The organism is Pseudomonas sp. X4 (assembly GCF_040784925.1).
Taxonomy (GTDB): domain Bacteria; phylum Pseudomonadota; class Gammaproteobacteria; order Pseudomonadales; family Pseudomonadaceae; genus Aquipseudomonas; species Aquipseudomonas putida_Z.
Genome location: NZ_CP160798.1, coordinates 3562057 through 3587130 on the forward strand (window position 1 = coordinate 3562057; position 25074 = coordinate 3587130).

Annotated in this window: 22 protein-coding genes; 13 read left to right on the forward strand and 9 right to left on the reverse strand. The window is 64.0% G+C overall.

Annotated elements, in window-relative coordinates; all coding sequences use genetic code 11:
- The first annotated feature begins 2 nt into the window (after positions 1-2).
- The gene (locus ABX298_RS15855; protein ID WP_025337874.1) at positions 3-683 is read left to right on the forward strand and encodes a bifunctional 4-hydroxy-2-oxoglutarate aldolase/2-dehydro-3-deoxy-phosphogluconate aldolase; all 681 of its coding nucleotides are present in this window, start codon (positions 3-5) and stop codon (positions 681-683) included.
- Between the two features lie 237 nt (positions 684-920).
- On the opposite strand, the gene leuA is transcribed toward ABX298_RS15855, so the two are convergent.
- The 4 genes from leuA to ABX298_RS15875 all read right to left on the reverse strand — a co-directional run bounded on the left by leuA (position 921) and on the right by ABX298_RS15875 (position 6421).
- Positions 921-2594: a 2-isopropylmalate synthase gene (leuA, locus tag ABX298_RS15860; RefSeq protein ID WP_085587545.1), complete on the reverse strand. Its 1674-nt coding sequence runs from the start codon at positions 2592-2594 to the stop codon at positions 921-923.
- Between the two features lie 424 nt (positions 2595-3018).
- A complete protein-coding gene (locus ABX298_RS15865) occupies positions 3019-3846 on the reverse strand; it encodes a M23 family metallopeptidase (RefSeq protein WP_025337876.1) in 828 nt (275 codons plus the stop codon).
- 3 nt (positions 3847-3849) lie between these two features.
- Positions 3850-5229, reverse strand: a complete 1380-nt coding sequence (xseA, locus tag ABX298_RS15870) for an exodeoxyribonuclease VII large subunit (protein WP_061303230.1) — start codon at positions 5227-5229, stop codon at positions 3850-3852.
- A 313-nt stretch (positions 5230-5542) separates the two neighbouring features.
- Complete coding sequence (locus tag ABX298_RS15875) at positions 5543-6421, reverse strand: LysR family transcriptional regulator (protein ID WP_013971136.1); 879 nt, start codon at positions 6419-6421, stop codon at positions 5543-5545.
- 97 nt (positions 6422-6518) lie between these two features.
- Here ABX298_RS15875 and ABX298_RS15880 point away from each other — a divergent pair, with 97 nt between their 5' ends.
- The 4 genes from ABX298_RS15880 (at position 6519) to guaA (ending at position 11096) form a co-directional block, all read left to right on the forward strand.
- Positions 6519-7274, forward strand: a complete 756-nt coding sequence (locus ABX298_RS15880; RefSeq protein ID WP_286101123.1) for a sulfite exporter TauE/SafE family protein — start codon at positions 6519-6521, stop codon at positions 7272-7274.
- Between the two features lie 52 nt (positions 7275-7326).
- Positions 7327-7884: a sugar ABC transporter ATPase gene (locus ABX298_RS15885; protein WP_075043909.1), complete on the forward strand. Its 558-nt coding sequence runs from the start codon at positions 7327-7329 to the stop codon at positions 7882-7884.
- 86 nt (positions 7885-7970) lie between these two features.
- Positions 7971-9440, forward strand: a complete 1470-nt coding sequence (guaB, locus tag ABX298_RS15890) for an IMP dehydrogenase (RefSeq protein ID WP_013971138.1) — start codon at positions 7971-7973, stop codon at positions 9438-9440.
- A gap of 78 nt (positions 9441-9518) precedes the next feature.
- Complete coding sequence (guaA, locus tag ABX298_RS15895; RefSeq protein ID WP_013971139.1) at positions 9519-11096, forward strand: glutamine-hydrolyzing GMP synthase; 1578 nt, start codon at positions 9519-9521, stop codon at positions 11094-11096.
- Between the two features lie 59 nt (positions 11097-11155).
- Here the strand turns inward: guaA and ABX298_RS15900 are convergent, their stop codons facing one another.
- Positions 11156-12100 carry a helix-turn-helix transcriptional regulator gene (locus ABX298_RS15900; protein WP_367393337.1) on the reverse strand — a complete coding sequence of 315 codons (945 nt, stop codon included), beginning with the start codon at positions 12098-12100 and terminating at the stop codon, positions 11156-11158.
- 177 nt (positions 12101-12277) lie between these two features.
- On the opposite strand from ABX298_RS15900, the gene ABX298_RS15905 reads away from it, so the two are divergent.
- From ABX298_RS15905 to tadA, 6 genes are all read left to right on the forward strand, one after another.
- Positions 12278-12724: a hypothetical protein gene (locus ABX298_RS15905; protein WP_317409020.1), complete on the forward strand. Its 447-nt coding sequence runs from the start codon at positions 12278-12280 to the stop codon at positions 12722-12724.
- On the forward strand, positions 12721-13386 hold the full coding sequence (locus ABX298_RS15910; RefSeq protein WP_075043913.1) for a hypothetical protein: 666 nt from the start codon (positions 12721-12723) through the stop codon (positions 13384-13386). Before ABX298_RS15905 ends, ABX298_RS15910 begins: the two co-directional genes overlap by 4 nt.
- Entirely contained in the window at positions 13346-14044 is a 699-nt protein-coding gene (locus ABX298_RS15915) for a hypothetical protein (RefSeq protein WP_367393338.1), read from the forward strand. Before ABX298_RS15910 ends, ABX298_RS15915 begins: the two co-directional genes overlap by 41 nt.
- Before the next feature lie 31 nt (positions 14045-14075).
- A complete protein-coding gene (locus ABX298_RS15920; RefSeq protein ID WP_286101126.1) occupies positions 14076-15548 on the forward strand; it encodes a M48 family metallopeptidase in 1473 nt (490 codons plus the stop codon).
- Positions 15549-15637: 89 nt separating this feature from the next.
- Positions 15638-17020, forward strand: a complete 1383-nt coding sequence (locus ABX298_RS15925; protein ID WP_075043915.1) for a multicopper oxidase family protein — start codon at positions 15638-15640, stop codon at positions 17018-17020.
- Complete coding sequence (gene tadA, locus ABX298_RS15930; protein WP_075043916.1) at positions 17020-17499, forward strand: tRNA adenosine(34) deaminase TadA; 480 nt, start codon at positions 17020-17022, stop codon at positions 17497-17499. The genes ABX298_RS15925 and tadA overlap by 1 nt, the downstream gene beginning before the upstream one ends.
- 110 nt (positions 17500-17609) lie before the next feature.
- Here the strand turns inward: tadA and mltF are convergent, their stop codons facing one another.
- Complete coding sequence (mltF, locus tag ABX298_RS15935) at positions 17610-19067, reverse strand: membrane-bound lytic murein transglycosylase MltF (protein ID WP_013971158.1); 1458 nt, start codon at positions 19065-19067, stop codon at positions 17610-17612.
- Between the two features lie 324 nt (positions 19068-19391).
- Here mltF and purL point away from each other — a divergent pair, with 324 nt between their 5' ends.
- Both purL and ABX298_RS15945 read left to right on the forward strand, forming a co-directional pair.
- Complete coding sequence (gene purL, locus ABX298_RS15940; protein ID WP_075043917.1) at positions 19392-23291, forward strand: phosphoribosylformylglycinamidine synthase; 3900 nt, start codon at positions 19392-19394, stop codon at positions 23289-23291.
- A 3-nt stretch (positions 23292-23294) separates the two neighbouring features.
- Complete coding sequence (locus ABX298_RS15945) at positions 23295-23606, forward strand: hypothetical protein (protein ID WP_015269114.1); 312 nt, start codon at positions 23295-23297, stop codon at positions 23604-23606.
- Between the two features lie 102 nt (positions 23607-23708).
- On the opposite strand, the gene tatC is transcribed toward ABX298_RS15945, so the two are convergent.
- The 3 genes from tatC to tatA are packed head-to-tail and all read right to left on the reverse strand — an operon-like array spanning position 23709 to position 25005.
- Positions 23709-24470 (reverse strand): twin-arginine translocase subunit TatC, encoded by a 762-nt coding sequence (tatC, locus tag ABX298_RS15950; protein ID WP_025337890.1) that lies wholly within the window; start codon positions 24468-24470, stop codon positions 23709-23711.
- Entirely contained in the window at positions 24467-24772 is a 306-nt protein-coding gene (gene tatB, locus ABX298_RS15955; RefSeq protein WP_367393339.1) for a Sec-independent protein translocase protein TatB, read from the reverse strand. The genes tatC and tatB overlap by 4 nt, the downstream gene beginning before the upstream one ends.
- The gene (tatA, locus tag ABX298_RS15960) at positions 24772-25005 is read right to left on the reverse strand and encodes a twin-arginine translocase TatA/TatE family subunit (protein ID WP_286919947.1); all 234 of its coding nucleotides are present in this window, start codon (positions 25003-25005) and stop codon (positions 24772-24774) included. The genes tatB and tatA overlap by 1 nt, the downstream gene beginning before the upstream one ends.
- Positions 25006-25074: the final 69 nt, after the last annotated feature.

Sequence of the window (25074 nt, forward strand, 5' to 3'; positions counted from 1 at the left end):
TCATGACCACCCTCGAACGCCCACAGCCCAAGCTCTCGATGGCCGACAAAGCCGCACGGATCGACGCCATTTGCGAAAAGGCGCGCATCCTGCCGGTGATCACCATCGCCCGTGAGGAAGACATCCTGCCGCTGGCTGACGCCCTGGCCGCCGGCGGTATCCGTACCCTGGAAGTGACTTTGCGCTCGCAATATGGCCTGAAGGCCATCCAGGTGTTGCGCGAGCAGCGACCGGAGCTTTGTGTCGGCGCCGGCACCGTGCTCGATCGCGGCATGTTCGCCGCCGTTGAGGCTGCGGGTGCGCAATTCGTCGTTACCCCAGGCATTACCCAGGACATTCTCGAAGCCGGTGTGGACAGCGAGATCCCGCTGCTGCCAGGCATCAGCACACCGTCCGAAATCATGATGGGCTACGCCCTGGGCTACCGCCGCTTCAAGCTGTTCCCGGCGGAGATCAGCGGCGGCGTGGCGGCGATCAAGGCCTTTGGCGGCCCGTTCGGTGATATTCGTTTCTGCCCTACGGGCGGGGTGAACCCGGCCAACGTGCGCAATTACATGGCGCTGCCCAATGTGATGTGCGTGGGTGGTACCTGGATGCTCGACAGCAGCTGGATCAAGAACGGCGACTGGGCGCGGATCGAAGCGTGCAGTGCGGAAGCGATGGCGCTGCTGGACGCCAACTAATTTGTTGTGTGCTTTACGGCTTGTGGGGCGCTTGGTCGGCGCCCCTTTTTTTGCCTGGAGATCTTGCAGCGCCTGTACCGGCCCTTTCGCGGGTGAACCCGCTCCCACAGGTACTGTACAGATGCTGAGTGCAGCGCGATCCCTGTGGGAGCGGGTTCACCCGCGAAGAGGCCGGCACAGGCCAACAAAAAAGCCCGCATCAAACGATGCGGGCTTTCTCATTCATTGCGGTACGGCTCAGGCCGCCTTGGCTTCCTGCAGGCTCAGCGAGCGGTTCAGCGCGCTGAACAGTGCCTTGAAGCTGGCCGTGGTGATGTTTTCATCGATACCCACACCATGCACCGGGCGGCCACCGGCCACGCGCAGTTCGATATAGGCCGCGGCCTTGGCATTGGTACCGGCGCCAATGGCATGCTCGTTGTAGTCCATGATCTCCACGGCAATCGGCAGGCCGGCCACCAGTGCTTCCAGTGCGCCGTTGCCCTTGCCGCGCCAGTGCAGGGTGGTTTCGCCTTCACCGGCGACTTCCACTTCCACGGCGCTGTGGCCGTTCTCTTCCTGCAGGCGGTGGCTGACCAGCGCGTACGGGGCGTTGGCCTGGAGGTATTCCTTGTGCAGCAGGCTGTAGATCTGCTGGGCGGTCATTTCCAGGCCCAGGCGGTCGGTTTCACCCTGCACTACCTGGCTGAACTCGATCTGCATGCGGCGCGGCAGGCTGATGCCGTATTCCTGCTCGAGCAGGTAGGTGATGCCGCCTTTGCCCGACTGGCTGTTGACGCGGATTACCGCCTCGTAGCTGCGGCCGATGTCGGCCGGGTCGATCGGCAAGTAAGGCACTTCCCACAGCTCGCCTTCCTGCTGCTTGGCGAAGCCCTTGCGGATGGCATCCTGGTGCGAGCCGGAGAACGCGGTGTGGACCAGGTCGCCCACGTACGGGTGGCGTGGGTGCACCGGCAGCTGGTTGCACTCTTCGACCACCTTGCGCACGCCGTCGATGTCGGAGAAGTCCAGCAGCGGGTCGATGCCCTGGGTGTAGAGGTTCAACGCCAGGGTCACCAGGTCAACGTTACCGGTACGCTCGCCGTTGCCGAACAGGCAGCCTTCGGCGCGATCGGCACCGGCCATCAGGCCCAGTTCGGTGGCGGCAATGCCGGTGCCACGGTCGTTGTGGCAGTGCAGGCTGATGATCACGCTGTCGCGACGGCTGACATTACGGCAGAACCATTCGATCTGGTCCGCGTAAATGTTCGGGGTGGACACTTCCACGGTGGCCGGCAGGTTGAGGATGATCTTGTGCTCGGGGGTCGGGTTCCATACCTCGATGACCGCGTCGCAGACTTCCTTGGCGAACTCCATCTCGGTAGCGCTGAAGGTTTCCGGCGAGTACTGGAAGGTCCACTGGGTTTCCGGCTGCTGGGCGGCGTACTTGACGAACAGCTTGGCCGCGTTCACCGCGATGTCCTTCACGCCTTGCTTGTCCTGGTTGAAGACGATGCGGCGGAACGACGGGCTGGTGGCGTTGTACAGGTGGACGATGGCCTTCTTCGCTCCGCGCAGCGACTCGAAGGTGCGGGCGATGAGGTCTTCACGGGCCTGGGTGAGCACCTGGATGGTGGTGTCGTCCGGGATGTGGCCGTCTTCGATCAGCATGCGCACGAAGTCGAAATCGGTCTGCGAAGCGGACGGGAACGAGGCTTCGATTTCCTTCACGCCAACCTGCACCAGGGTCTTCCAGAAGCGCAGTTTCTTCTCCGAATCCATTGGCTCGATCAGCGACTGGTTGCCATCACGCAGGTCGGAGCTGCACCAGATTGGCGCGGCGGTGATGGTCTTCGACGGCCAGGTACGGTCAGGCAGGTCGATGGTCGGGAAAGCGCGGTATTTCTTCGAAGGGTCTTTGAGCATGGTCATGGAAGCAATCCTTTTGTGTGCGGCCGAGATCGGGCCTGCCGAGCGATAACGAGATGAAAAGGCGAGGCGACGCGATTCAGCCTGGTAGTCGGGCGCTGACCAGGCAGAGGCTGCGATGTTGTCGGAGCAGGATGAGGGTGCTGAAGGTTTTCATGCCTTCAACCCTAACCAGTGGGGTGGGGGATGGCAAGCGTTCAGGAAAAATTGAGAGGAATGCTTAAAAAAAGCTGAAAGGCGAGATTTTATGGCATGAAAGAAAGGCTGGCTTATTGATTGTTGCGCAGTATTTTTCGATGGCGCAACACAGTTGAACTGATGTCGACTGTGCTGGCCCTTTCGCGGGTGAACCCGCTCCCACAGGTGCAGCGCCATCCCTGTGGGAGCGGGTTTACCCGCGAAAAGGCCGGCACAGGCAGTACCGCTCTCAGGGCTGGAACGCGCCAATGAAAATCGCCGGATCCACCCGCGCATCGTTCAGGCTGACGTTCCAGTGCATGTGCGGCCCGGTAGCCCGCCCGGTCGAGCCCACACGCCCCACCACCTCGCCCCGGCGCAATTGCTGCCCCACCTGTACATCGATCTTCGACATATGGCAGAACATGCTGATAAAGCCCTGCCCATGGTCGACGAACACCGTACGGCCATTGAAGAAGTAATCGCCCACCAGAATCACCTTGCCATTGGCCGGGGTCTTGATCGGCGTGCCGGCCGGCACCGCGAAGTCCAGCCCGGCATGCGGGTTGCGTTCTTCGCCATTGAAGAAACGGCGCACGCCGAACTTGCTCGACAGCGGGCCACTGACCGGCTTGTCGAGGATCAGGTTGCTCGGCAGGGTCGGGCTGAAGCTGCGATAGGCCTTGATCTGCTCGGCCAGCTCACGGTCGATGCGCTTGAGGTCGGCCGGGTTCGGGTTGACCTGGCGGGTGTTCTTCAGGGTGATGCGCTGCTCGGGGTATTTCTTGCTACCGACCGTGAAGGGCAGGGTACGGCCGCCCTGGCTCAGCACCGCGGTGCCGGGCTTCTGGGTCAGCGGGATGCCAACGATGGCCAGCCAGTTGTCCTGCTCTTTCACCACCAGCACCGGCTTGCCGTCGAAGCGGGCGCTGGGCGCGCTGGCGGCGGGGCCGAGGTCGACCACCGCCACGCCGCCGGGTACCGGCTTGTTCAGCGTGCGGGTGATGTAGCTGGCCTGGGCGCCGCCGGCCAGCAGCAGGAGGGAAAGGGCAAGCAGGGGCGCGAGCAGGCGGGGCATGTGTCAGTCCAGAAGTGAGAGGGTGACCGGGGTCAGGTGGTTGTCTTCGACCCGCACCAACAGCTCGCCTTCGTTCAGGCGGGCGGTCAGGCGTTGGCCATTGCGGGTCTGTTCGGCGCTGCGGATGGCCTGGCCCTGTTCGTCCAGCAAGATGCTGTAGCCGCGAGCGAGGGTGGCCAGCGGGCTGACCACCTGCAGCGTCTGCAACTGGGCCTGGAAGCGCTGGCGGCGGTCCTTGAGCACCTCGCGCATGGCCCGTGGCAGGCGCTCGGCCAGGCTGTCCAGGCGTTGGCCCAGCAGTTTCAGGGTGCGCCCCGGGTGCTGCGCGGCGAGGCGGGTGTCCAGGCGTGCCAGGCGCTCGTGGCGCTGGTTGAGGTTGAGCATGAACGCGCGGCGCAGGCGCATGTCCAGGTCGTCCAGGCGTTGGGCCTGCTGGCGCAGGCGCTCGCCCGGGTGGCGCAGGCGCCTGGTCAGCGACTCCAGGCGCAGGCGGTCGTGGGTCAGGCGGTTCTGCATGCGCAGCAGCAGGCGCCGTTGCAGGCCATCCAGGCGTTGCTGCAGGCCACTGTTGTCGGGGGCCAGCAGCTCGGCGGCAGCAGACGGTGTGGGCGCGCGCACGTCGGCGACAAAGTCGCTGATCGAGACATCGGTCTCATGGCCCACGGCGCTGACAATCGGTGTGACACAGGCGGCCACGGCCCGCGCCACGGCTTCTTCGTTGAAGCACCACAGGTCTTCCAGCGAGCCGCCGCCCCGGGCCAGGATCAGCGCATCGAACCCCAGGCTATCGGCCAGGCGGATCGCGCGCACGATCTGTGCAATGGCTTCGCGGCCCTGCACTGCGGTGGGGATCAGGTTCAGCTCCACCTGCGGGGCGCGGCGACCGAACACACTGATGATGTCGCGGATCACTGCACCGGTGGGCGAGGTAATGATGCCGATGCGCTGCGGGTGGGCTGGCAGCGGCTGCTTGCGTTCGGCGCTGAACAGCCCTTCGGCACCGAGCTTCTCTTTCAATGCCTCGAAGGCCAGACGCAGGGCGCCATCACCGGCCGGCTCGACGGTGTCGAGAATCAGCTGATAGTCGCCACGCCCTTCGAACAGCGAAACCTTGCCGCGTACCCGCACCGCCAGGCCGTCGCGCAGGGCCTGGCGCACCCGCGTGGCGTTCTGCCGGAACAGCGCGCAACGCACCTGTGCGCCGCTGTCCTTGAGGGTGAAGTACATGTGGCCGGACGCCGGGCGGGCGAGGTTGGAAATCTCGCCTTCCACCCACACGCTGCGGAACACGTCTTCCAGCAGCACGCGGGCGCGGCCGTTGAGTTGGCTGACGGTAAGGACCTCGCGGTCCAGGCCGAGTCGTTCGAAAGGGTCTCTGATCATGGCGGGCATCATAAAGGACATCGGCCCCGGTTGTCTGTCCCGGCCCTATCGCCGGCAAGCCGGCTCCCACAGGTATCGCGCTGGCTTGGGCCTCATGCTGTCCCTGTGGGAGCCGGCCCAGCCCTTTGGGCTGCGCTGTCGCGTAGATAACTGAAAGTGCAAGCAGTCCGCATACCCTGTGGGAGCGGCTTTAGCCGCGAAGAATCCAACGCGGTGCATGGCACCGGCTGCGCCGGTGTTCGCGGCTAAAGCCGCTCCCACAGGGCCCCTGCTAATTCAATGAGTTATGTGCAGTTCTATGGGGGCAGGCCCTTCAGGCCTGCATCGCCGTCACGAACTGGCGCACCATCGAACCTGCATCCCGCCTGCAAGCCATCGCCACAGTACTCTCACACCCTCCTTCCAGCGCCACGAAGCTGACTGAGGCAGGCGCAATCTCACGCATGCATTCCGGCAACAACGCCACCCCAAACCCCGCCTGAATCAGCTGCAACTGGGTGGTCTTGCGCGACAGCACCTGCGCCGCTCGCGGGAAAAAGCCTGCCTCCATGCACATCGAGGCCGACAGGTAGCTCAGCCCGCCACGGTCCCGGTGCGGAATGGAAATGAAGCGCTCTTCCCGCAGTTGTTCCAGTTTCACCTGTGGCGCGCTGGCCAAGGGATGCGCGGCGGCGACCGCCAGCAGCAGCGGTTCGCTGAACAGTTCATGCAGCACCACCCCTTCATGCTGGCGCAGCACCGGCAAGCGCAGCAGGCCGATATCCAATCGCCCGGCAGCGATATCCTCCAGCTGCGCCTCCGACGACTGCTGGGCAATTTCCAGCGAAACCCCTGGGTTGTCGCGCAAGTAGCCGCCCAGGCGAGCCAGCAACGGGCCGGTCAGCGGTACGGTACTGGAGTGGTTCAGGCGCAGGCTGCCCTGCAACCCTTCGCCGATATCGCGGGTAACCCTCTCGGCCTGCGCCAGGTCGGCCAGCAAGCGCCGCGCCCGTTCCAGGAAGGCCTGGCCAGCCAGTGTCAGGCGTGGCAGGCGTGCGGTGCGCTCGAACAGCGGCGTGCCCAGTTGCTGCTCCAGTTCCTTGATCTGCCGGCTCAGCGCCGACTGGGCGATGTACAGCCGCTCGGCGGCAGCGCTGAAGCTGCCGCATTCGGCGATTTCCACGAAGTAACGCAATTGGCGGATCGACGTCATGTCATGCCTTTTCGAGATGAGTGTGGCGACAAAGGCATATTAGTCGGCATGGCTCATGGCTGGCTAACCTTTGCCTGTCTTCCCAGGAACTGCTGCCATGCTCGCCCAACTGTCGTTTTCCGGCCTTGACTGGCTGCCCATCCTGCTTGGTGTCGGCGCTGCCTACATCGTCTTCGGCATCGCCGGTTTCGGCACCGCGCTGGTGGCCGGCCCAGTGCTGATCCACTTCATGCCGCTGTCGCGGATCATTCCGCTGCTGGTGCTGCTGGACTTCGTCGCCGCCTTCGGCAACCTGCTGCCCTCGCGCCGCGATGTCGTGCGCGGCGAACTGCTGCGGCTGCTGCCGTTCATGGCCATTGGCTGCACGCTGGGCGTGGTATTCCTGCTACAGCTGAAGTCCGACCTGTTGCTGCTGCTGATGGGCCTGTTCGTCACGGCCTATGCCTTGTACGGGCTGGCGGTGAAGGTGCGGCCGGCCAGTTTGTCGGGTTACTGGGCAATGCCGATGGGCACGGCAGGCGGGCTGTTCGGTGCCTTGTTCGGCAGCGGCGGCTTCCTTTATGCCCTGTACCTGAGCGCGCGGCTGGAGGTGAAGGAACAGGTGCGCGCTACCCAGAGCGCGCTGATCAGTTGCAGTACGGTGGTGCGGCTGACACTGTTCCTGATCGCAGGCGTCTATGCCGACCAGAACCTGCTGCTGCTCGCCGCCTGCCTGTTGCCGGTCATGCTCGTCGGCCTCTGGGTAGGGCGCAGGCTCACCCACCGGCTGTCCCGCGAAGCTTTCGTGCGCCTGGTCACCTGGCTGGTGCTGGCCAGCGGCCTGGCGCTGATCGGTCGCTACCTGAGCGCCTGAGCAGGCGGTAGAATTGCGCCAATACCGCAGTTTTTTCAGGCTTGTCCCGTTCATGAACACCCAGAGCATCATCGTTCCCAAGCTGTCTACCGTCCCGGTGCACGAAGCCCGGGCCCGCGCCATCCTGCGCTGGCTGGTGCGCGAGAAAGTCGTCGAGGAACAGCTGACCACCTGTGGCCGCACCGGCAACCGCATGGGTCATGCCCTGGCCGAAGGTGCCCGCAAAGTGGCCCTGCACCCGCAGAAACTACCCTTCGGCGAGCAGGTCAACGGCCTGGAGGTGATGCTCAAGCGCTGCATCTATACCCCGACCGAAGGTTTCCTCGAAGAGGCCGGTTGCCCCGAGTGCCGGCGCGAGGTGGGTGAGCCGCTGTTCGAAAGCCTGGAAGAATGGATGCCGGCGGTGAGCGACAACTTCACCTGCCCGTTGTGCGGCTTCGAAGATGACATCAATGGCTTCATTTACCTGCAGCCATGTGCCTTTTCCAACCTGGGGTTCATCTTCAACAACTGGGGCGAGGCCGGGTTCACCCAGGCCTTTCTCGACAGCTTCGCCGACTGGCTCGACCAGCCGGTGACCGTGGTACAGGTAAAACTGCCACAAGGCTGACCGAAGGCCCTTATTTTGCATTGAGCGGCGCGCCGTGCATGAGTATAATGGCGCGCTTCCATTTTTCCCGCCCGGGAGCCCCCGCGATGCTGCGTATCAGCCAAGAAGCCCTGACCTTCGACGATATCCTCCTTGTACCTGGCTATTCCGAGGTACTGCCCAATGAAGTCAGTCTCAAGACCCGTTTGACCCGCGGCATCGAGCTGAACATTCCGCTGGTTTCCGCTGCCATGGATACCGTGACCGAAGCGCGCCTGGCCATTGCCATGGCCCAGGAAGGCGGCATCGGCATCATCCACAAGAACATGACCATCGAACAGCAGGCCAGCGAAGTCCGCAAGGTCAAGAAGTTCGAGGCTGGCGTGGTCAAGGACCCGATCACCATCGACGCCGACGCCACCGTGCGCGACCTGTTCGACCTGACCCGCCTGAACAACATCTCCGGCGTTCCGGTGCTGGCGAACGGCGACCTGGTCGGCATCGTCACCTCCCGTGACGTGCGCTTCGAAAGCCGCCTGGACGCCAAGGTCCGCGACGTGATGACCCCGAAAGAGCGTCTGGTCACCGTCCGCGAAGGCGCCGACAAGAACGAAGTCCGTGAGCTGCTGCACAAGCACCGCCTGGAAAAAGTCCTGATCGTTGACGACAAGTTCAACCTCAAGGGCATGATGACCGTCAAGGACATCGAAAAGGCCAAGGCCTACCCGCTGGCCAGCAAGGACGACCAGGGTCGCCTGCGCGTCGGCGCCGCGGTCGGCACCGGCAAGGACACCGGCGAGCGCGTTGCCGCCCTGGTGGCTGCTGGCGTTGACGTGGTGGTGGTCGACACCGCCCACGGTCACTCCAAAGGTGTGATCGACCGCGTTCGCTGGGTCAAGGAAACCTACCCGCAAGTGCAGGTGATCGGCGGCAACATCGCCACCGGCGCTGCCGCCAAGGCTCTGGCCGAAGCTGGCGCTGACGCGGTCAAGGTCGGTATCGGCCCGGGCTCGATCTGCACCACCCGTATCGTTGCCGGTGTCGGCGTGCCGCAAATCAGCGCCATCGCCAACGTTGCCGCTGCACTGGAAGGCACTGGCGTGCCGCTGATCGCCGACGGCGGCATCCGCTTCTCGGGTGACCTGTCCAAGGCCATCGTCGCCGGTGCTTCCTGCGTGATGATGGGTTCGATGTTCGCCGGTACCGAAGAGGCTCCGGGTGAAGTCGAACTGTTCCAGGGCCGTTCCTACAAGGCCTACCGCGGCATGGGCTCGCTGGGTGCCATGGCACAGGCGCAAGGCTCGTCCGACCGCTACTTCCAGGACTCCTCGGCCGGCGCCGAGAAGCTGGTACCGGAAGGTATCGAAGGCCGTGTTCCCTACAAGGGCGCGCTGGCCGCGATCATCCACCAGCTGATGGGCGGCCTGCGTTCGTCCATGGGCTACACCGGCAGCGCAACCATCGAAGAGATGCGCACCAAGCCGGAATTCGTGCGCATCACCGGTGCCGGCATGGCCGAGTCCCACGTGCATGACGTGCAGATCACCAAAGAAGCCCCTAACTACCGCGTAGGCTGAGGCTTCAAGCAATACAAGCATGCGGGGCTGTCATGACAGCCCCGCGTCGTTTCCGATTTCCACTGACGAGATTGAGTCATGGCCCTCGACATTCACGCTCACCGCATCCTGATCCTCGATTTCGGTTCCCAGTACACCCAGCTGATCGCCCGCCGCGTGCGCGAAATCGGCGTGTACTGCGAGCTGCATCCGTTCGACATGGACGATGAAGCGATCCGCGAATTCAACCCGCGCGGCATCATCCTCGCCGGCGGCCCCGAGTCGGTCCACGAAGCCAACAGCCCGCGCGCCCCGCAGGCGGTGTTCGACCTGAACGTACCCGTGCTGGGCATCTGCTACGGCATGCAGACCATGGCCGAGCAGATGGGCGGCAAGGTCGAAGGTTCCGACCTGCGTGAATTCGGTTATGCCCGCGTGGACGTGGTCGGCAAGAGCCGCCTGCTCGACGGCATCGAAGACCACATCGACGCCGACGGCGTACTGGGCCTGGACGTGTGGATGAGCCACGGCGACAAGGTCACCCAGATGCCGGGCAACTTCCACGTGCTGGCCAGCACCCCGAGCTGCCCGATCGCCGGCATGTTCGACGACGCGCGCGGCTACTACGGCGTGCAGTTCCACCCGGAAGTGACCCACACCAAGCAGGGCGGTCGCATTCTGTCCCGCTTCGTGCAGGACATCTGCGGCTGTGAAGCCCTGTGGACTCCGTCCAACATCGTCGAAGACGCCATTGCCCAGGTGCGTGAGCAGGTTGGTTCGGCCAACGTCCTGCTTGGCCTGTCCGGCGGCGTCGACAGCTCCGTCGTTGCCGCACTGCTGCACCGCGCCATCGGCGACCAGCTGACCTGCGTATTCGTCGACAACGGCCTGCTGCGCCTGCACGAAGGCGACCAGGTGATGGCCATGTTCAAGGAGAACATGGGCGTCAAGGTCATCCGCGCCGACGCTGAAAAGCAGTTCCTCGACAACCTGGCCGGCGAAGCCGACCCGGAGAAGAAGCGCAAGATCATCGGCCGCACCTTCATCGACGTGTTCGATGCCGAAGCCAGCAAGCTGGAAAACATCCAGTTCCTCGCCCAGGGCACCATCTACCCGGACGTGATCGAATCGGCTGGCGCCAAGAGCGGCAAGGCCCACGTGATCAAGTCGCACCACAACGTCGGTGGCCTGCCTGAGGAAATGAACCTCAAGCTGGTCGAGCCGCTGCGTGAACTGTTCAAGGACGAAGTGCGCAAGATCGGCCTGGAGCTGGGCCTGCCGTACGACATGGTCTACCGCCACCCGTTCCCGGGCCCGGGCCTGGGCGTGCGTATCCTCGGTGAAGTGAAGAAGGAATACGCCGACATCCTGCGTCGCGCCGACCACATCTTCATCGAAGAGCTGCGCAAGGCCGACTGGTACCACAAGACCAGCCAGGCATTCGTGGTGTTCCAGCCGGTCAAGTCGGTCGGCGTCGTTGGCGACGGCCGCCGCTACGCCTGGGTCGTGGCCCTGCGTGCCGTCGAGACCGTGGACTTCATGACCGCGCGCTGGGCGCATCTGCCGTACGAACTGCTGGAAACCGTCAGCGGCCGTATCATCAACGAAATCGACGGTATCTCGCGCGTTACCTACGACGTGTCGAGCAAGCCGCCAGCGACCATCGAGTGGGAATGATCCCGCCTCGCGGTTAATGAAAAGGGCCTGCATAGCAGGCCCTTTTTTTTTGCCAAACCCTACTCGGCCCCAGGAGAATGCCCGAAATACGCCTTGTAGGCATGGCAGAAATTGGCAGGGTTGGCGTAGCCGACATGGTAGGCAACCTGCGATACCTGCCATCGACGCTCCAGCAGAAGGGCGCGGGCCAGTTCCATTCTTTGTTGCCGAACGTATTGCAGGAGCGACCGGCCGTATTCGTGGCTGAACGCGCGGCGCATGGTGGTTTCGCTCACCCCCAATTGGCGAGCGAGGGCTGCAGCAGTGGGCGGGGCGTTCAGGTTTTCGTCGAGCTGGCGGCGCGTTTCAACGGCCAGATCGCGGCGCCCCCGGTCCTGAATCTTCTCGGCAGACCTGTGCCCGATCAGGTGGTTGGCCAGCTCCAGCACGATGGCCAGGCTCAGGCTCTCGCAATGCAGGCGCCTGAGCCCGCCGGTGTAGGGCGACAGATAGAGCTGCTGGAACAGGCGGCTCACCGCTGGGCACTGTGGCAACTGGTCGAAGCGCATGCCATCGGCGACCAGCGCCAGCAGAGGCTTCAGCTGCGCGTCGTCCCGGGCCAGCTCGTGCAGGTAATCGCCAGCAATACGTACCCCGGCCATACGGGCGTGACTGTTGGCGGGCAATTGGTCCTGCGCCTCCAGGCTTTCACCAAGGCCCAGCATGTGCAATTCGCCAGGGGCATAACTGTTGAGCCTTCCGTCCACCGTGTGCTGCCACGCCCCGTCGAACACCTGCACGATGCACAGGCTTTGCGGCAGCACCTTGTCGATCCTCAGCGGCTCCGGAAATTGCAGGTTGCAATCGAAGTACTGCAACCCGTCGTGTACCGTCTGCGCCCGATAGTGGCCGGACGCGCTGCCCATCACCCGCGCGCTGTTCGCGTCCAGCACACCGGCCTCGGCGAGTGACCCGGGGCTATCGAATGAAAAGTCGGTGTCGAGGTAGGGGCTGATCGATCGCATGTGCGCTAGGCATCCTTGGCTGAGGGCGGCATGGCCGGAAATGGTAACGCGTGCACATTTTCAGCGACAGCCATTGTGCGCACGGCGCTGCTTGTTGTGCGAACCGGTCAGCGGGGTTGGCTAGACGGGCCAGGCTTATTTCAATGGGCGTTTGTTCCGATTCAGGATGGAAAAGACATGCTCGCTTATCGCAAATGGACTGCCCTTCTGGTGGCTGCGCTCAGCCTGTGGCTGGGCCAGGTTCACGCTGAAGAACGGCCGGAAGTGGCTGACCAGGTAGTTGCCTACACGGGGACGCAAGGTGCCAAGGTGTGGACGCTGCGCATCGGTGAACGCGCCGCCAACGAAGCGCTGGTACAAATCGAGGGCGTCGATCACGACTGGAACATGCGCATCCAGAAAATGCAGGTGGAGAAAACCAGCAGGGATACCCGTTACTCCACCACCGTGGATGGCAAGAAATACGTTGTGCTGGTCATCCAGGGCAACTGGGGCGGCGAACTGTATCTGCCGGGTGAGGCTCAGGCAATGCAGGTCGGCTATTCGGAAGGGCTGTCGCATCAGGGCAATGCCCAGGCATTCCTTACCGATTACCTGGCAGCACAGAACACGGAGGCGCAATGACCATGGGCGAGTTCAACGACCCGCTGTCCGAGCTGTCTGGCTCGCTCGGTCAGGACTATGAGCAAAGCCGTGCCGCCCAGCGCGACCGAGTGATCGCTGAGCTCAAGCAAGTGATCGAGCGCGTGCCCGAGCAGAGCGAGTTCACCAACTCCCGGCGTTACCGGGTCTGGGGGCCAGTATTGTTGCTGGGTTCCCTGATCATCACGGCCGTGACATTCAACCCTGAGCGCTTGGGGGCGGTTGCAGCCGGTGTCTTCATCACCTTGATTGCAGCAGCGGTGACCTGGCAACACCGTAATGCCGGTACCCAGGTATTCATGCGCCTGACCCGCCGGCAATTGTTTGTCGATACGCTGGATGCACCGGTAGACCTGGCGGAAGTAGAAGACGTTTCGGTCAAGGATGAAGGGCTGGTCATGGTGCAGACGCTGGAAATGAGCAGCGAAGCCGTCCTGCCAAAGCATCATGTGGTGAAACTGCAGTTCTTCGGTAACCAGGCCATGGTGTTGAAGAAGCCGCGACCGCAGATCCGCATCATGTCCGCAGGCCTGGCCAGCAACGGACGCAAGCTGGGGAACGAGGAAGTGCTCGCCCTGCTGGCGGCCTACCGCGATGCGGCACATGCGCAACGGCAACTGGATCTGTTGCAGAGCGATGGATAACGGCGAACGCGAAGCCCACCTCGCGTACCTGCAGGAGCAGGCTGATGGCCCCACCGACAGCTTCGTACTGCTGGAGCGCTCGCTCGGCAAGGCGCTGGCCTGTGCTGTGATTGGCCTGTTGTTCGGCGCACTGGGAATATGGCTGACCGCTCTGGCGGTGCAGTTCAGTCCCGGTGCCAGCAGCGGTGTCATCTGGCTGATGTCTGGTTTCGGCCTCGGCCTGGCCGGCCTCGGGGTGGCGGGGCTAGCCTGCGCCGTCGTGCTATACCGCCGGCACGGCAAGCGGGTGCTGAGCGTAACGCCAGATACCCTGTGTTTCGCCAACGCGCAGGCGCCGACCCCACTGCATTTCTTCGACGGTTTCGAGGTTGAGCAGGGTTACTTCGCTACCCGGCTGATCTTTACCGTGTCGGCGTTCAGCCATGCACCAGCGCTGGCACCGGCCTGTTTCAGGGCGCTGGCCTCGCCTGACGCGGTGGTCGTCGCCGGCGGCTTGCGCGTCAGGCTGTGGTTGTGCACGCCCGTCGTGGCCGGGCGCCGCCTTGGCCTGCAGGAACTGGTGGATCTGCTTTATGCCTATGTGCAAGCGGCCCAGGCCAGGCGTACGTTGGCGCAGTTGTTTCCGGGCGTGGCGCGTCTGGGTGATGCGGCCAGATGAGCCTGATCGTGACCATTGGCGCTATGGGGCAATGAGGCGCTTCGGTTGGGGCCTGATCCTGCTGCTGCTGCCACTGGTGCTGTTCGGCTGGGGTAAAGTGCAGTACTGGCGGGCTGATACGGCGCAGGATCAGGCCCGGACCATACGGCAATGGCTGGCTGCCCCCAGTGAGACGTTGCTACGGCAATTGCCATGGGAAGCCCGCAAGGAGCTTTCCAGGCATGTCGATCCGCGACAGGCCCTGCAGCGCCATCTGGACCTGCTCGATGCGGATCGCCACTGGGTAAGCGTACGCAAGGTGATGGCCAGTGTGAGCTGCTGGCTGGCAGTGGCCGCTTTGCTGGCAGGCCTCTGGGCCTGGTTCAAGCTGAAGTTGGACGCCTGGCGGGCGCTGCGTTCTGCGGCCTACCTGCATGAGCGAATGATGGCCAGCTGGCAGGGCCTGGGCTGTTGCTTGAGCATTTACATGATCATGCTTGCCGGTTCGCTTTGCCTGTCGTTGCTCTACGAGGCCAGTTCCGGAGCGAGCCGCGCAGCGCAGGGCGGCATGACGGTGCTGATCGTGGTGCTGCCGCTGGCCTCTGTTCTGGTTGTGTGTGTTCGCCAGGTCTGGCGAATGCGTCGGCAGTGGCCGCTGATGCAGTCTCCGACCGCCAGTTTTCTGGCCCGCCCGCTCGGCAGGCAGGCGACCCCAGCGGTGTGGCAGTGGATCGAGACCTTGGCAGCGCAACTGCACGCGCCAGCCCCGGACCATATCGTGGTCGGGCTTGACCAAGGGTTTTTCGTCACCAGCGTTCCGATCCTGCTGCAGCCCGACGGGCAGGTCCTCAGGGGGCGCACATTGTATCTGCCTCTACCTTGCCTGGCCGCCTTGAGCCAGGCCGAGGCGGCCTCGATCATCGGTCACGAACTGGGCCATTTCAGGCGCCGTGATACGGAGCGGGGCAGCGAAACCAGTGCGCGATTCAGCCTGATGTGCGCGCAGTATTCGGCCATGGTCGGCGACGAGGATGCTCCGCGCTGGGTGGTTCGGCCCACCTTGTGGCTTGCCGGGCAGTTCTTGCACCATTTCCAGCTTGCGGTTCATCACTGGGGGCGTGCACAGGAATTGCTGGCTGATCGGGCAGGTGCCGAGGTCGCTGGCCCGAAGCTGTTCGTACAGGCGCTGTTACGGGTGATTGCCCTGGGCCAGGTGATCGACGGCTTGTTGGTCGCACACGGTGGCAGCAACCTTTTGCAGGCGCTGGCGGCGCACCTGCAAGGCACGCCGTTGCAACTGGGCGAGGAAGTGCTGGGGCTGGCCACTACCCATCCGTTCGATACGCACCCCGACCTCGCCACGCGCCTGAACAACCTGGACATCCTGCTCGACCCACAATTGCTGCAGGCCGCCTTGCGCGTGCCGTCCGCTGATGACCAGCAGTGGTTCAATGACCTTTGTCTGGCTCCAGGCAGCACTTGCGATAGCAAGGCTGCGGGCAGCATCCAAAGAGACTTCACTTAATATTTCCCATTTGCAGGTGTATCGTATTCGCCCTTCATCGTCAGCCATGCTGGCAGCTTGATTGCGCAGAACACGAGGTACCCGCACCGATGTCCTTCACCCGTCGACAAATGCTCAAGGGCCTGACCGGCCTGGTTGTGGTTGGCCTGGGCGCCGGTGGCGCGGCGCGTTACTGGCTGGGCAAGGTCGAAGACGACAATGCCGGCCATGACTACGAGCTGATCGCAGCGCCCCTGGACGTCGAACTGGTGCCTGGGCACAAGACCGAGGCCTGGGCCTTCGGCCCGTCGGCACCGGGTACCGAGTTGCGCGTGCGCCAGGGTACCTGGCTGCGGGTGCGCTTCATCAACCACCTGCCGGTCGAAACCACCATCCACTGGCACGGTATCCGCCTGCCGCTGGAAATGGACGGCGTGCCCTATGTGTCGCAGCTGCCGGTCAAGCCGGGCGAGTATTTCGACTACAAGTTCCGTGTGCCGGACGCCGGAAGCTACTGGTACCACCCGCACGTCAGCAGCTCCGAGGAGCTGGGCCGTGGCCTGGTCGGCCCGCTGATCGTCGAGGAGCGCGAGCCGACCGGCTTCCAGCATGAGCGCACGCTCAGCCTGAAGAACTGGCACGTGGACGAGCAGGGCGCCTGGTTGCCGTTCAGCATCCCGCGTGAGGCGGCGCGCAACGGCACCGCCGGGCGCCTGATCACCATCAATGGCCAGGCCGATTCGGTCACCGAGCTGCCAGCCGGCCAGGTTGTGCGGGTGCGTCTGCTTAACCTGGACAACACCTGGACCTACCGCATCAACCTCAAGGGCAACTGCGAGGCAAAAATCTATGCTCTGGACGGCAACCCGGTAACCCCGCGCCCATTGGACGATGACTACTGGCTCGGCCCAGGCATGCGTATCTGCCTGGCTATCCGTATTCCCGAGGCGGGGGAGGAGATCTCCCTGCGCGACGGTTTCGTGCGCCTGGGCACCCTGCGTTCGGTTGCCAGTAACGACGCGCCGAGCGACTGGCCGCCAGCGCTACCGCCCAACCCGATCGCCGAGCCGGACCTGGAGAATGCCGAAAAGCTCAACTTCAATTTCGAATGGGCGGCGAAAGTCTCGGTCACTACGGACCAGGATAGGCCGTCGAGCATGTGGCAGATCAACGGCCAGGCCTGGGATATCACCGACAAGACTTGCGCCGAGCGGCCGATTGCCACGCTGAAGAAGGGCAAGAGCTACATCTTCGAGCTGAAGAACATGACCCAGTACCAGCACCCGATCCACCTGCATGGCATGAGCTTCAAGGTGATCGGCTCCAACCGCCACGACATCAAGGAGCCGTGGTTCACCGATACCTACCTGCTGGGCAAGAACGAGCGCGCCCAGGTGGCGCTGGTGGCGGATAACCCGGGCACCTGGATGTTCCACTGCCACGTCATCGACCACATGGAAACCGGCCTGATGGCCGCGATCGCGGTGGTCTGATGCGCCCGCAGATCATCGATCGCAGCCGCGATCAGGAATTCATGCGCCTGGCCCTGGACCTGGCCGCCGAAGGCGCGGCCATGGGCGAGGTGCCGGTGGGCGCGGTACTGGTGCAGCACGGGCAGGTGATCGGGCAGGGCTTCAACCGGCCGATCATCGACAGTGACCCCAGCGCGCACGCCGAGATGGTGGCCATTCGCGCGGCGGCGAAATCCGCCAGCAACTACCGGCTGCCCGGCAGCACCCTGTATGTGACCCTGGAACCGTGCAGCATGTGTGCGGGGTTGATCGTGCATTCGCGGGTGATGCGGGTGGTGTACGGCGCGCTGGAACCCAAGGCGGGGATAGTGCAGAGCCAGGGGCAGTTCTTCGGGCAGGGCTTCCTGAACCACCGGGTTATGGTGGAGGGCGGGGTGCTGGCGGAGGAGTGCGGGCAGATCCTCAGTGACTTCTTCAAGGCTCGCCGGGCCAAGGGGTAACCTGTCAGGGCCCTATCGCCGGCAAGCCAGCTCCCACAGGATATCTGCAGGCCTGGGGGCAGTGGAGAACCTTTGGGAGCTGGCTTGCCGGCGATTGGGCCCTGACAGGCCTACATCGGCGGCGACTGCTCCGCCGGCTTGTCCTTGTTCACCCCGGGCACATGCAGGCTGCCCTCGGCCACCTGGCCTTCGAGCTGCGGCTGGGTCACCCAGGTGAGGATGTCGTAGTAGCGACGGATGTTGGCCACGAAATGCACCGGCTCGCCGCCACGTGCATAACCGTATTTGGTCTGCCGATACCACTGCTTCTGCGAAAGCCGCGGCAGCATCTTCTTCACGTCCAGCCACTTGTTCGGGTTGAGCTTCTCGCGCTTGGCCAGGGTGCGGGCGTCTTCCAGGTGGCCGGTGCCGACGTTGTAGGCGGCCAGGGCGAACCAGGTGCGGTCCGGTTCCTGGATGCTGTCGTCGAGCTCTTCCTTGATCTTCATGAAGTACTTGGCGCCGCCCTGGATGCTCTGCTTCGGGTCCAGGCGGTTGGATACGCCCATCGCCTGGGCGGTGCGCTGGGTCAGCATCATCAGGCCGCGCACGCCGGTCTTGGAGGTGACCTCGGGCTGCCACATCGATTCCTGGTAGCCGATGGCGGCCAGCAGGCGCCAGTCCACCTGCTCGACCTTGGCGTAGCTCTTGAAGTGCTTCTCGTACTTGGGCAGGCGCTGCTGCAGGTGCTGGGCGAAGGTGTAGGCACCCACATAGCCCAGTACGTCCACATGGCCGTAGTAGCGGTCCTTCAGGCGTTGCAGGGTGCCGTTCTTCTGCGCCTTGTCGAGGAACTCGTTGACCTCGTTGAGCAGGCTGTTGTCTTCACCGGCCGCCACCGCCCAGCGTTGGTCGCGGGTGTCGCCCAGGTCGAAGGCAACCCGCACGTTGGGGAAGTACACCTGGTTCATCGCCAGCTCGTTGGAGTCGACCAGGGTCAGGTCGATCTGGCCTTCGTCGACCATGCGCAACAGGTCGACCACCTCGACGGCGTCGGATTCCTCGTATTCCAGGCCCGGGTACTGCTTTTTCAGCTCGGCCAGCTGGTCGGCGTGGCTGCTGCCCTTGAGCACCATGATCTTCTTGCCGACCAGGCCCTTGGCGTTGGTGGGGCGCGTGCGGCCGTTGCGGTAGATGACCTGTGGGGTCACTTCCAGGTAAGGGTGGGAGTACCTGACCTGGGCCTTGCGCCGTTCGCTGGTGACCAGGCCGGCCGCTGCCAGCACCGGGCCGGAGGGCTTGCCGAGGCTGTCGTACAGCTCGTCGAGGTTGTCGGCGGTCTCGATCTGCAGCTTCACGCCGAGATCCTCGGCGAAATGCTGGACCAGCTCGTATTCGAAGCCGGTTTCGCCGTTGCGGTCCTGGAAGTAGGTGGCCGGGCTGTTGCGGGTGATCACGCGCAGCACGCCATCCTCCTTCACGCGCTCGAGGGTGCTGGGTTTTTCAACGCAGGCACCGAGCAGCAGAAAGAGTCCGGTTGCGAAAAGCCATCTGGCGCAACGCTGGCGCAAAGCAGTGTGGGCGAACATAGGTTGCAGTATACGCAAAGGACTGGCCCAACCATATCTCGACAACTGTTAGCTTGTCTGGTAGCAGGTTCTGTGCTTTACCGGCCCTATCGCCGGCAAGCCGGCTCCCACAGGTACAACGCAGGCCTTGAGGGTGCTGGTATACCTGTGGGAGCCGGCTTGCCGGCGATAGGGCCGGAGCAGGCAACACAAGGCAATTTTTTTTGACCCGCAAGTCCGGTTCCGCCGCCCGGCAGCCGTGGCTTAGAGCGGGTGCCGAAACCCTTCGAATTAGGCTAGAATGCACGGCCTCTAAGCACACCCCTTCCTGAGGCTGTCCCGACGATGTTGATCCTGCGCGGCGCTCCTGCCCTTTCTGCCTTTCGCCACGGTAAATTACTCGAGCAACTGAGCCAGAAAGTCCCCGCTGTTACTGGTTTGTATGCCGAATTTGCCCACTTCGCCGATGTCGACGGCGAGCTGACCGCCGACCAGCAGCAGGTGCTGGGGCGTCTGCTCAAGTACGGCCCGAGCGTGCCGGTACAGGAGCCGAGCGGCCGCCTGTTCCTGGTCGTGCCGCGCCTGGGCACCATTTCGCCGTGGGCCAGCAAGGCCAGCGACATCGCCCACAACTGCGGCCTGCAGTCGATCCAGCGCCTGGAGCGCGGTATCGCCTACTACGTTGCCGGCAACCTGAGCGAAGCCGACGCCGAACTGATCGCCGCCGAGCTGCACGACCGCATGACCCAGCGCGTGCTCGGCCAGCTGGAGCAGGCCGCTGACCTGTTCAGCCATGCCCAGCCCAAGCCGATGACCTCGGTGGACATCCTGGCCGGTGGCCGTGACGCCCTGGCCAAGGCCAACATCGACCTGGGCCTGGCCCTGGCCGAAGACGAGATCGACTACCTGGTCAACGCCTTCCAGGGCCTCAAGCGCAACCCGAACGACATCGAACTGATGATGTTCGCCCAGGCCAACTCCGAGCACTGCCGCCACAAGATCTTCAACGCCAGTTGGGACATCGACGGCCAGGCTCAGGAAAAGAGCCTGTTCGGCATGATCAAGAACACCTACCAGATGCACAACGAAGGTGTGCTGTCTGCGTACAAGGACAACGCCTCGGTGATCGTCGGCAACGTTGCCGGCCGTTTCTTCCCGAACCCTGAAACCCGCCAGTACGGCGCGGTGCAGGAGCCGGTGCACATCCTGATGAAGGTCGAGACGCACAACCACCCGACCGCCATCGCCCCGTTCTCCGGCGCCTCCACCGGCTCCGGCGGCGAAATCCGCGACGAAGGCGCGACCGGCCGTGGCGCCAAGCCCAAGGCAGGCCTGACCGGCTTCACCGTCTCCAACCTGCGTATCCCGGGCTTCGAACAGCCGTGGGAGCAGGCCTACGGCAAGCCTGAGCGCATCGTCGACGCCCTCGACATCATGATCGAAGGCCCACTGGGTGGCGCTGCGTTCAACAACGAATTCGGTCGCCCGGCGCTGACCGGCTACTTCCGTACCTTCGAGCAGGCCATCAACACCCCGCACGGTGAAGAAGTGCGCGGCTACCACAAGCCGATCATGCTGGCCGGTGGCATGGGCAACATCCGTGAAGACCACGTGCAGAAGGGCGAGATCACTGTCGGCGCCAAGCTGATCGTGCTCGGTGGCCCGGCCATGCTGATCGGCCTGGGCGGCGGCGCCGCTTCGTCGGTCGCTACCGGTGCCAGCTCGGCTGACCTGGACTTCGCTTCGGTACAGCGCGAAAACCCCGAAATGGAGCGCCGTTGCCAGGAGGTCATCGACCGCTGCTGGCAGCTGGGCGACAACAACCCGATCGCCTTCATCCACGACGTTGGCGCCGGCGGTATCTCCAACGCCTTCCCTGAGCTGGTCAACGACGGTGGCCGTGGTGGCCGCTTCGAACTGCGCAACGTGCCCAACGACGAGCCGGGCATGGCCCCGCACGAAATCTGGAGCAACGAATCGCAGGAGCGTTACGTGCTGGCGGTCAGCGCCGTCGACTTCGAGCGCTTCAAGGCAATCTGCGAGCGTGAGCGTTGCCCGTTTGCCGTAGTGGGTGAAGCGACTGAAGAGCAACACCTGACCGTAAGCGACAGCCACTTCGGCAACACGCCGGTAGACATGCCGCTCGACGTACTGCTGGGCAAGCCGCCACGCATGCACCGTTCGGTTACCCGCGAAGCCGAGCTGGGCGATGACTTCGACCCGAGCAAGCTGGACCTGGACAACGCCGTTCAGCGCGTCCTCAGCCACCCGGCTGTGGCCAGCAAGAGCTTCCTGATCACCATCGGCGACCGCACCATCACCGGCCTGGTAGCTCGTGACCAGATGGTCGGCCCGTGGCAGGTACCGGTGGCCGACTGCGCCGTCACCGCCACCAGCTTCGACGTCTACACCGGTGAAGCCATGGCCATGGGCGAGCGTACCCCGCTGGCTCTGCTGGATGCCCCGGCGTCCGGCCGCATGGCAATTGGCGAGACACTGACCAACCTGGCTGCCTCGCGCATCGAGAAGCTGTCCGACATCAAACTGTCGGCCAACTGGATGTCTGCCGCCGGCCACCCAGGTGAAGACGCCCGCCTGTACGACACCGTCAAGGCTGTCGGCATGGAGCTGTGCCCGGAACTGGGCATTACCATTCCGGTCGGCAAAGACTCGATGTCGATGAAGACCAAGTGGAGCGACGAGGGCGTCGAGAAGAGCGTTACCTCGCCAATGTCGCTGATCATCACCGGCTTCGCCCCGGTCACCGACATCCGCAAGACCCTGACCCCGCAACTGCGCATGGACAAGGGCGAGACCGACCTGATCCTGATCGACCTGGGCCGCGGCAAGAACCGCATGGGCGCCTCGATCCTGGCACAGACCTACGGCAAGATCGCTGCCCAGGCACCTGACGTCGACGACGCCGAAGACCTGAAGGCGTTCTTCGCCGTGATCCAGGGCCTGAACGAAGATGGCCACCTGCTGGCCTACCACGACCGCTCCGACGGCGGCCTGGTCACCACCGTGCTGGAAATGGCCTTCGCCGGCCACTGCGGCCTCGACCTGCACCTCGACCCGCTGACCGACAGCAAAGGCGACGTGCCGGCCATCCTCTTCAACGAAGAACTGGGCGCGGTCATCCAGGTTCGCCAGGATGCCACCCCCGATGTACTGGCACAGTTCAGCGCCGCTGGCCTGGGTGAAGGCTGCGTCGCGGTGATCGGCAAGCCGGTCAACAACGGTGAAGTGTCCATCAGCCTGAACGGCGAAGTGCTGTTCGACGACGACCGCCGCATGCTGCAGCGCCAGTGGGCCGAGACCAGCTACCAGATCCAGCGCCTGCGCGACAACGCCGACTGCGCCGACCAGGAATTCGACCTGCTGCTCGAGGAAGACAACCCGGGCCTGTCGGTCAAGCTGGGCTTCGATGTCAACGACGACATCGCCGCGCCGTACATCAAGAAGGGCGTGCGCCCGCAAGTGGCCATCCTGCGGGAGCAGGGCGTCAACGGCCAGGTCGAGATGGCAGCCGCCTTCGACCGTGCCGGCTTTGCCGCCATCGACGTGCACATGAGCGACATCCTCGCTGGCCGTGTCGACTTCGAAGCCTTCAAGGGCCTGGTTGCCTGCGGTGGCTTCTCCTACGGCGACGTGCTGGGTGCCGGTGAAGGCTGGGCCAAGTCGGCGCTGTTCAACAGCCGCGCCCGTGACGCCTTCCAGGCCTTCTTCGAGCGTACCGACAGCTTCGCCCTGGGCGTGTGCAACGGTTGCCAGATGATGTCCAACCTGCACGAGCTGATCCCGGGCACCGAGCACTGGCCACACTTCGTGCGCAACCGCTCGGAGCAGTTCGAAGCGCGTGTGGCCATGGTCGAAGTGCAGAAGTCCAACTCGATCTTCCTGCAGGGCATGGCCGGTTCGCGCATGCCGATCGCCATCGCCCACGGTGAAGGCCATGCCGAGTTCGCCAGCGAAGAAGCACTGCTGGCAGCTGACCTGTCCGGTTGCGTGGCCCTGCGCTACGTCGACAACCACGGCAAGGTCACCGAAGCCTACCCGGCCAACCCGAACGGCTCGCCGCGTGGTATCACCGGCCTCACCAGCCGCGACGGCCGCGTGACCATCATGATGCCGCACCCGGAGCGTGTGTTCCGTGCCGTGCAGAACTCCTGGCGCCCGGATGAGTGGCAGGAAGATGCCGCGCTGATGCGTATGTTCCGTAATGCACGGGTGTGGGTGAACTAAGGCGTGTACAAGCTCGCCTTCTTCGTCCCCGCCAGCCACGTCGAAGTGGTCAAGGCCGCTGTGTTCGCCGCGGGTGGCGGGCGCATCGGTGACTATGACCACTGCGCCTGGCAGACGCTGGGCCAAGGCCAGTTCCGCCCGCTGGACGGCAGCCAGCCGTTCCTCGGGCAAACCGGCCAGGTCGAGGTGGTGGAAGAGTGGAAGGTGGAGTTGGTGGTGGCTGACGACCTGATTGCCCAGGTCGTCGCTGCACTCAAGCAGAGCCACCCGTACGAGACGCCAGCCTACGAAGTCTGGCGGCTCGCCGAGTTCTAGACCGCATCAAGGCCATCGCCGGCAAGCCAGCTCCCACAGGAATATCGCAGTCGTCAGAACCTGTGATATCTCTGTGGGAGCTGGCTTGCCGGCGATAGGGCCCTACAATCCAGCCACAATCTCCTTGCCCTGCCCAGGCCGCTTCAACCACCCACAAGCCAGCAACCCCACCTCGAACAGCACCCACATCGGCACCGCCAGCATCGTCTGCGAAAACACATCCGGCGGCGTCAGGATCATCCCCACCACAAAGCAGCCGACGATCACGTAGGGCCTGCTGCGTCGCAACGTAGCCACATCGGCCAACCCTACCCAGACCACGATAAACGTCGCTACCGGGATCTCGAACGCCAGCCCGAACGCCAGAAACAGCGCCAGGATAAAGTCCAGGTACTGGCTGATATCGGTCATCATCGCCACGCCCTCCGGTGTCACGCTGGCAAAGAAGCCGAACATCATCGGGAACACCAGGAAGAATGCGAAGGCCATGCCGGCATAGAACAGCACGATGCTCGACACCAGCAACGGCAGGGCAACGCGCCGTTCACGGCGGTACAGCCCCGGCGCCAGAAAGCCCCAGGCCTGGTGCAGCAGCAGCGGCATGGCGACGAACACTGCGCACATCGCGGTCAGCTTGAACGGTGTCAGGAACGGCGAAGTGACGCTGGTGGCGATCATGCTCGCGCCTTCCGGCAAGAAGCGCCGCAGCGGTTCGGAAATCAGCGTGTACAGCGTCTGGGCGAAGGGGAACAGCCCGGCGAACACCAGCGCCACCAGCGCCAGGCAACGCACCAGGCGTTTGCGCAGGTCGCGCAGGTGTTCGGTCAGCGGCATGCTCGCCGCCGGGTCCATGGCAATGCTCATGAAAGGTTTTCCTTGGGGGGAGCGACCGTGGCCGCCTCATTGGCCGGCTCCGCTTTCAGGCTGATGCCTTGGCGGATCTCCTGTTCCAGGCGCTGCAAAGGCGCACTGTCGAGAGTGGGTAGCTCGACAGCGGGCAGTTCGATCTCCCGCTCCACCTGCCTGCGCAAGGCGTGCATGGCCCTGCGCGCCTGGCCCAGGCCGCGCCCGAGGGTGCGTGCCGCCACCGGCAGGCGCTCCGGGCCTAAAACCAACAGCGCGACGATGCCGACCAGCAGCAACTCGCTGAAGCCTACCTCGAACATCAGGGCTGACGGTCCGCTTGCGGTTGCTGCGTACCCTGACCGGTCAGCGGGCACTGTTGCTGCACCTGCGTATGCGCTGGGGGAGTGGCGTCAGTGTCACCGCCCATGGACTTGCGAAAACCCTGGATCGCCTCGCCCATATCGCTGCCCAGGCCCTTGAGGCGCTTGGTACCAAACAGCAGGAACACGATCAGCAGTACGATCACCAGTTGCCAGATTCCAATGCCACCCATTGCGACCACTCCTGTAAGGTCATGAAAAGGAAAGACAATCCTGCCTCGCGCAGATGACGTACACATGAC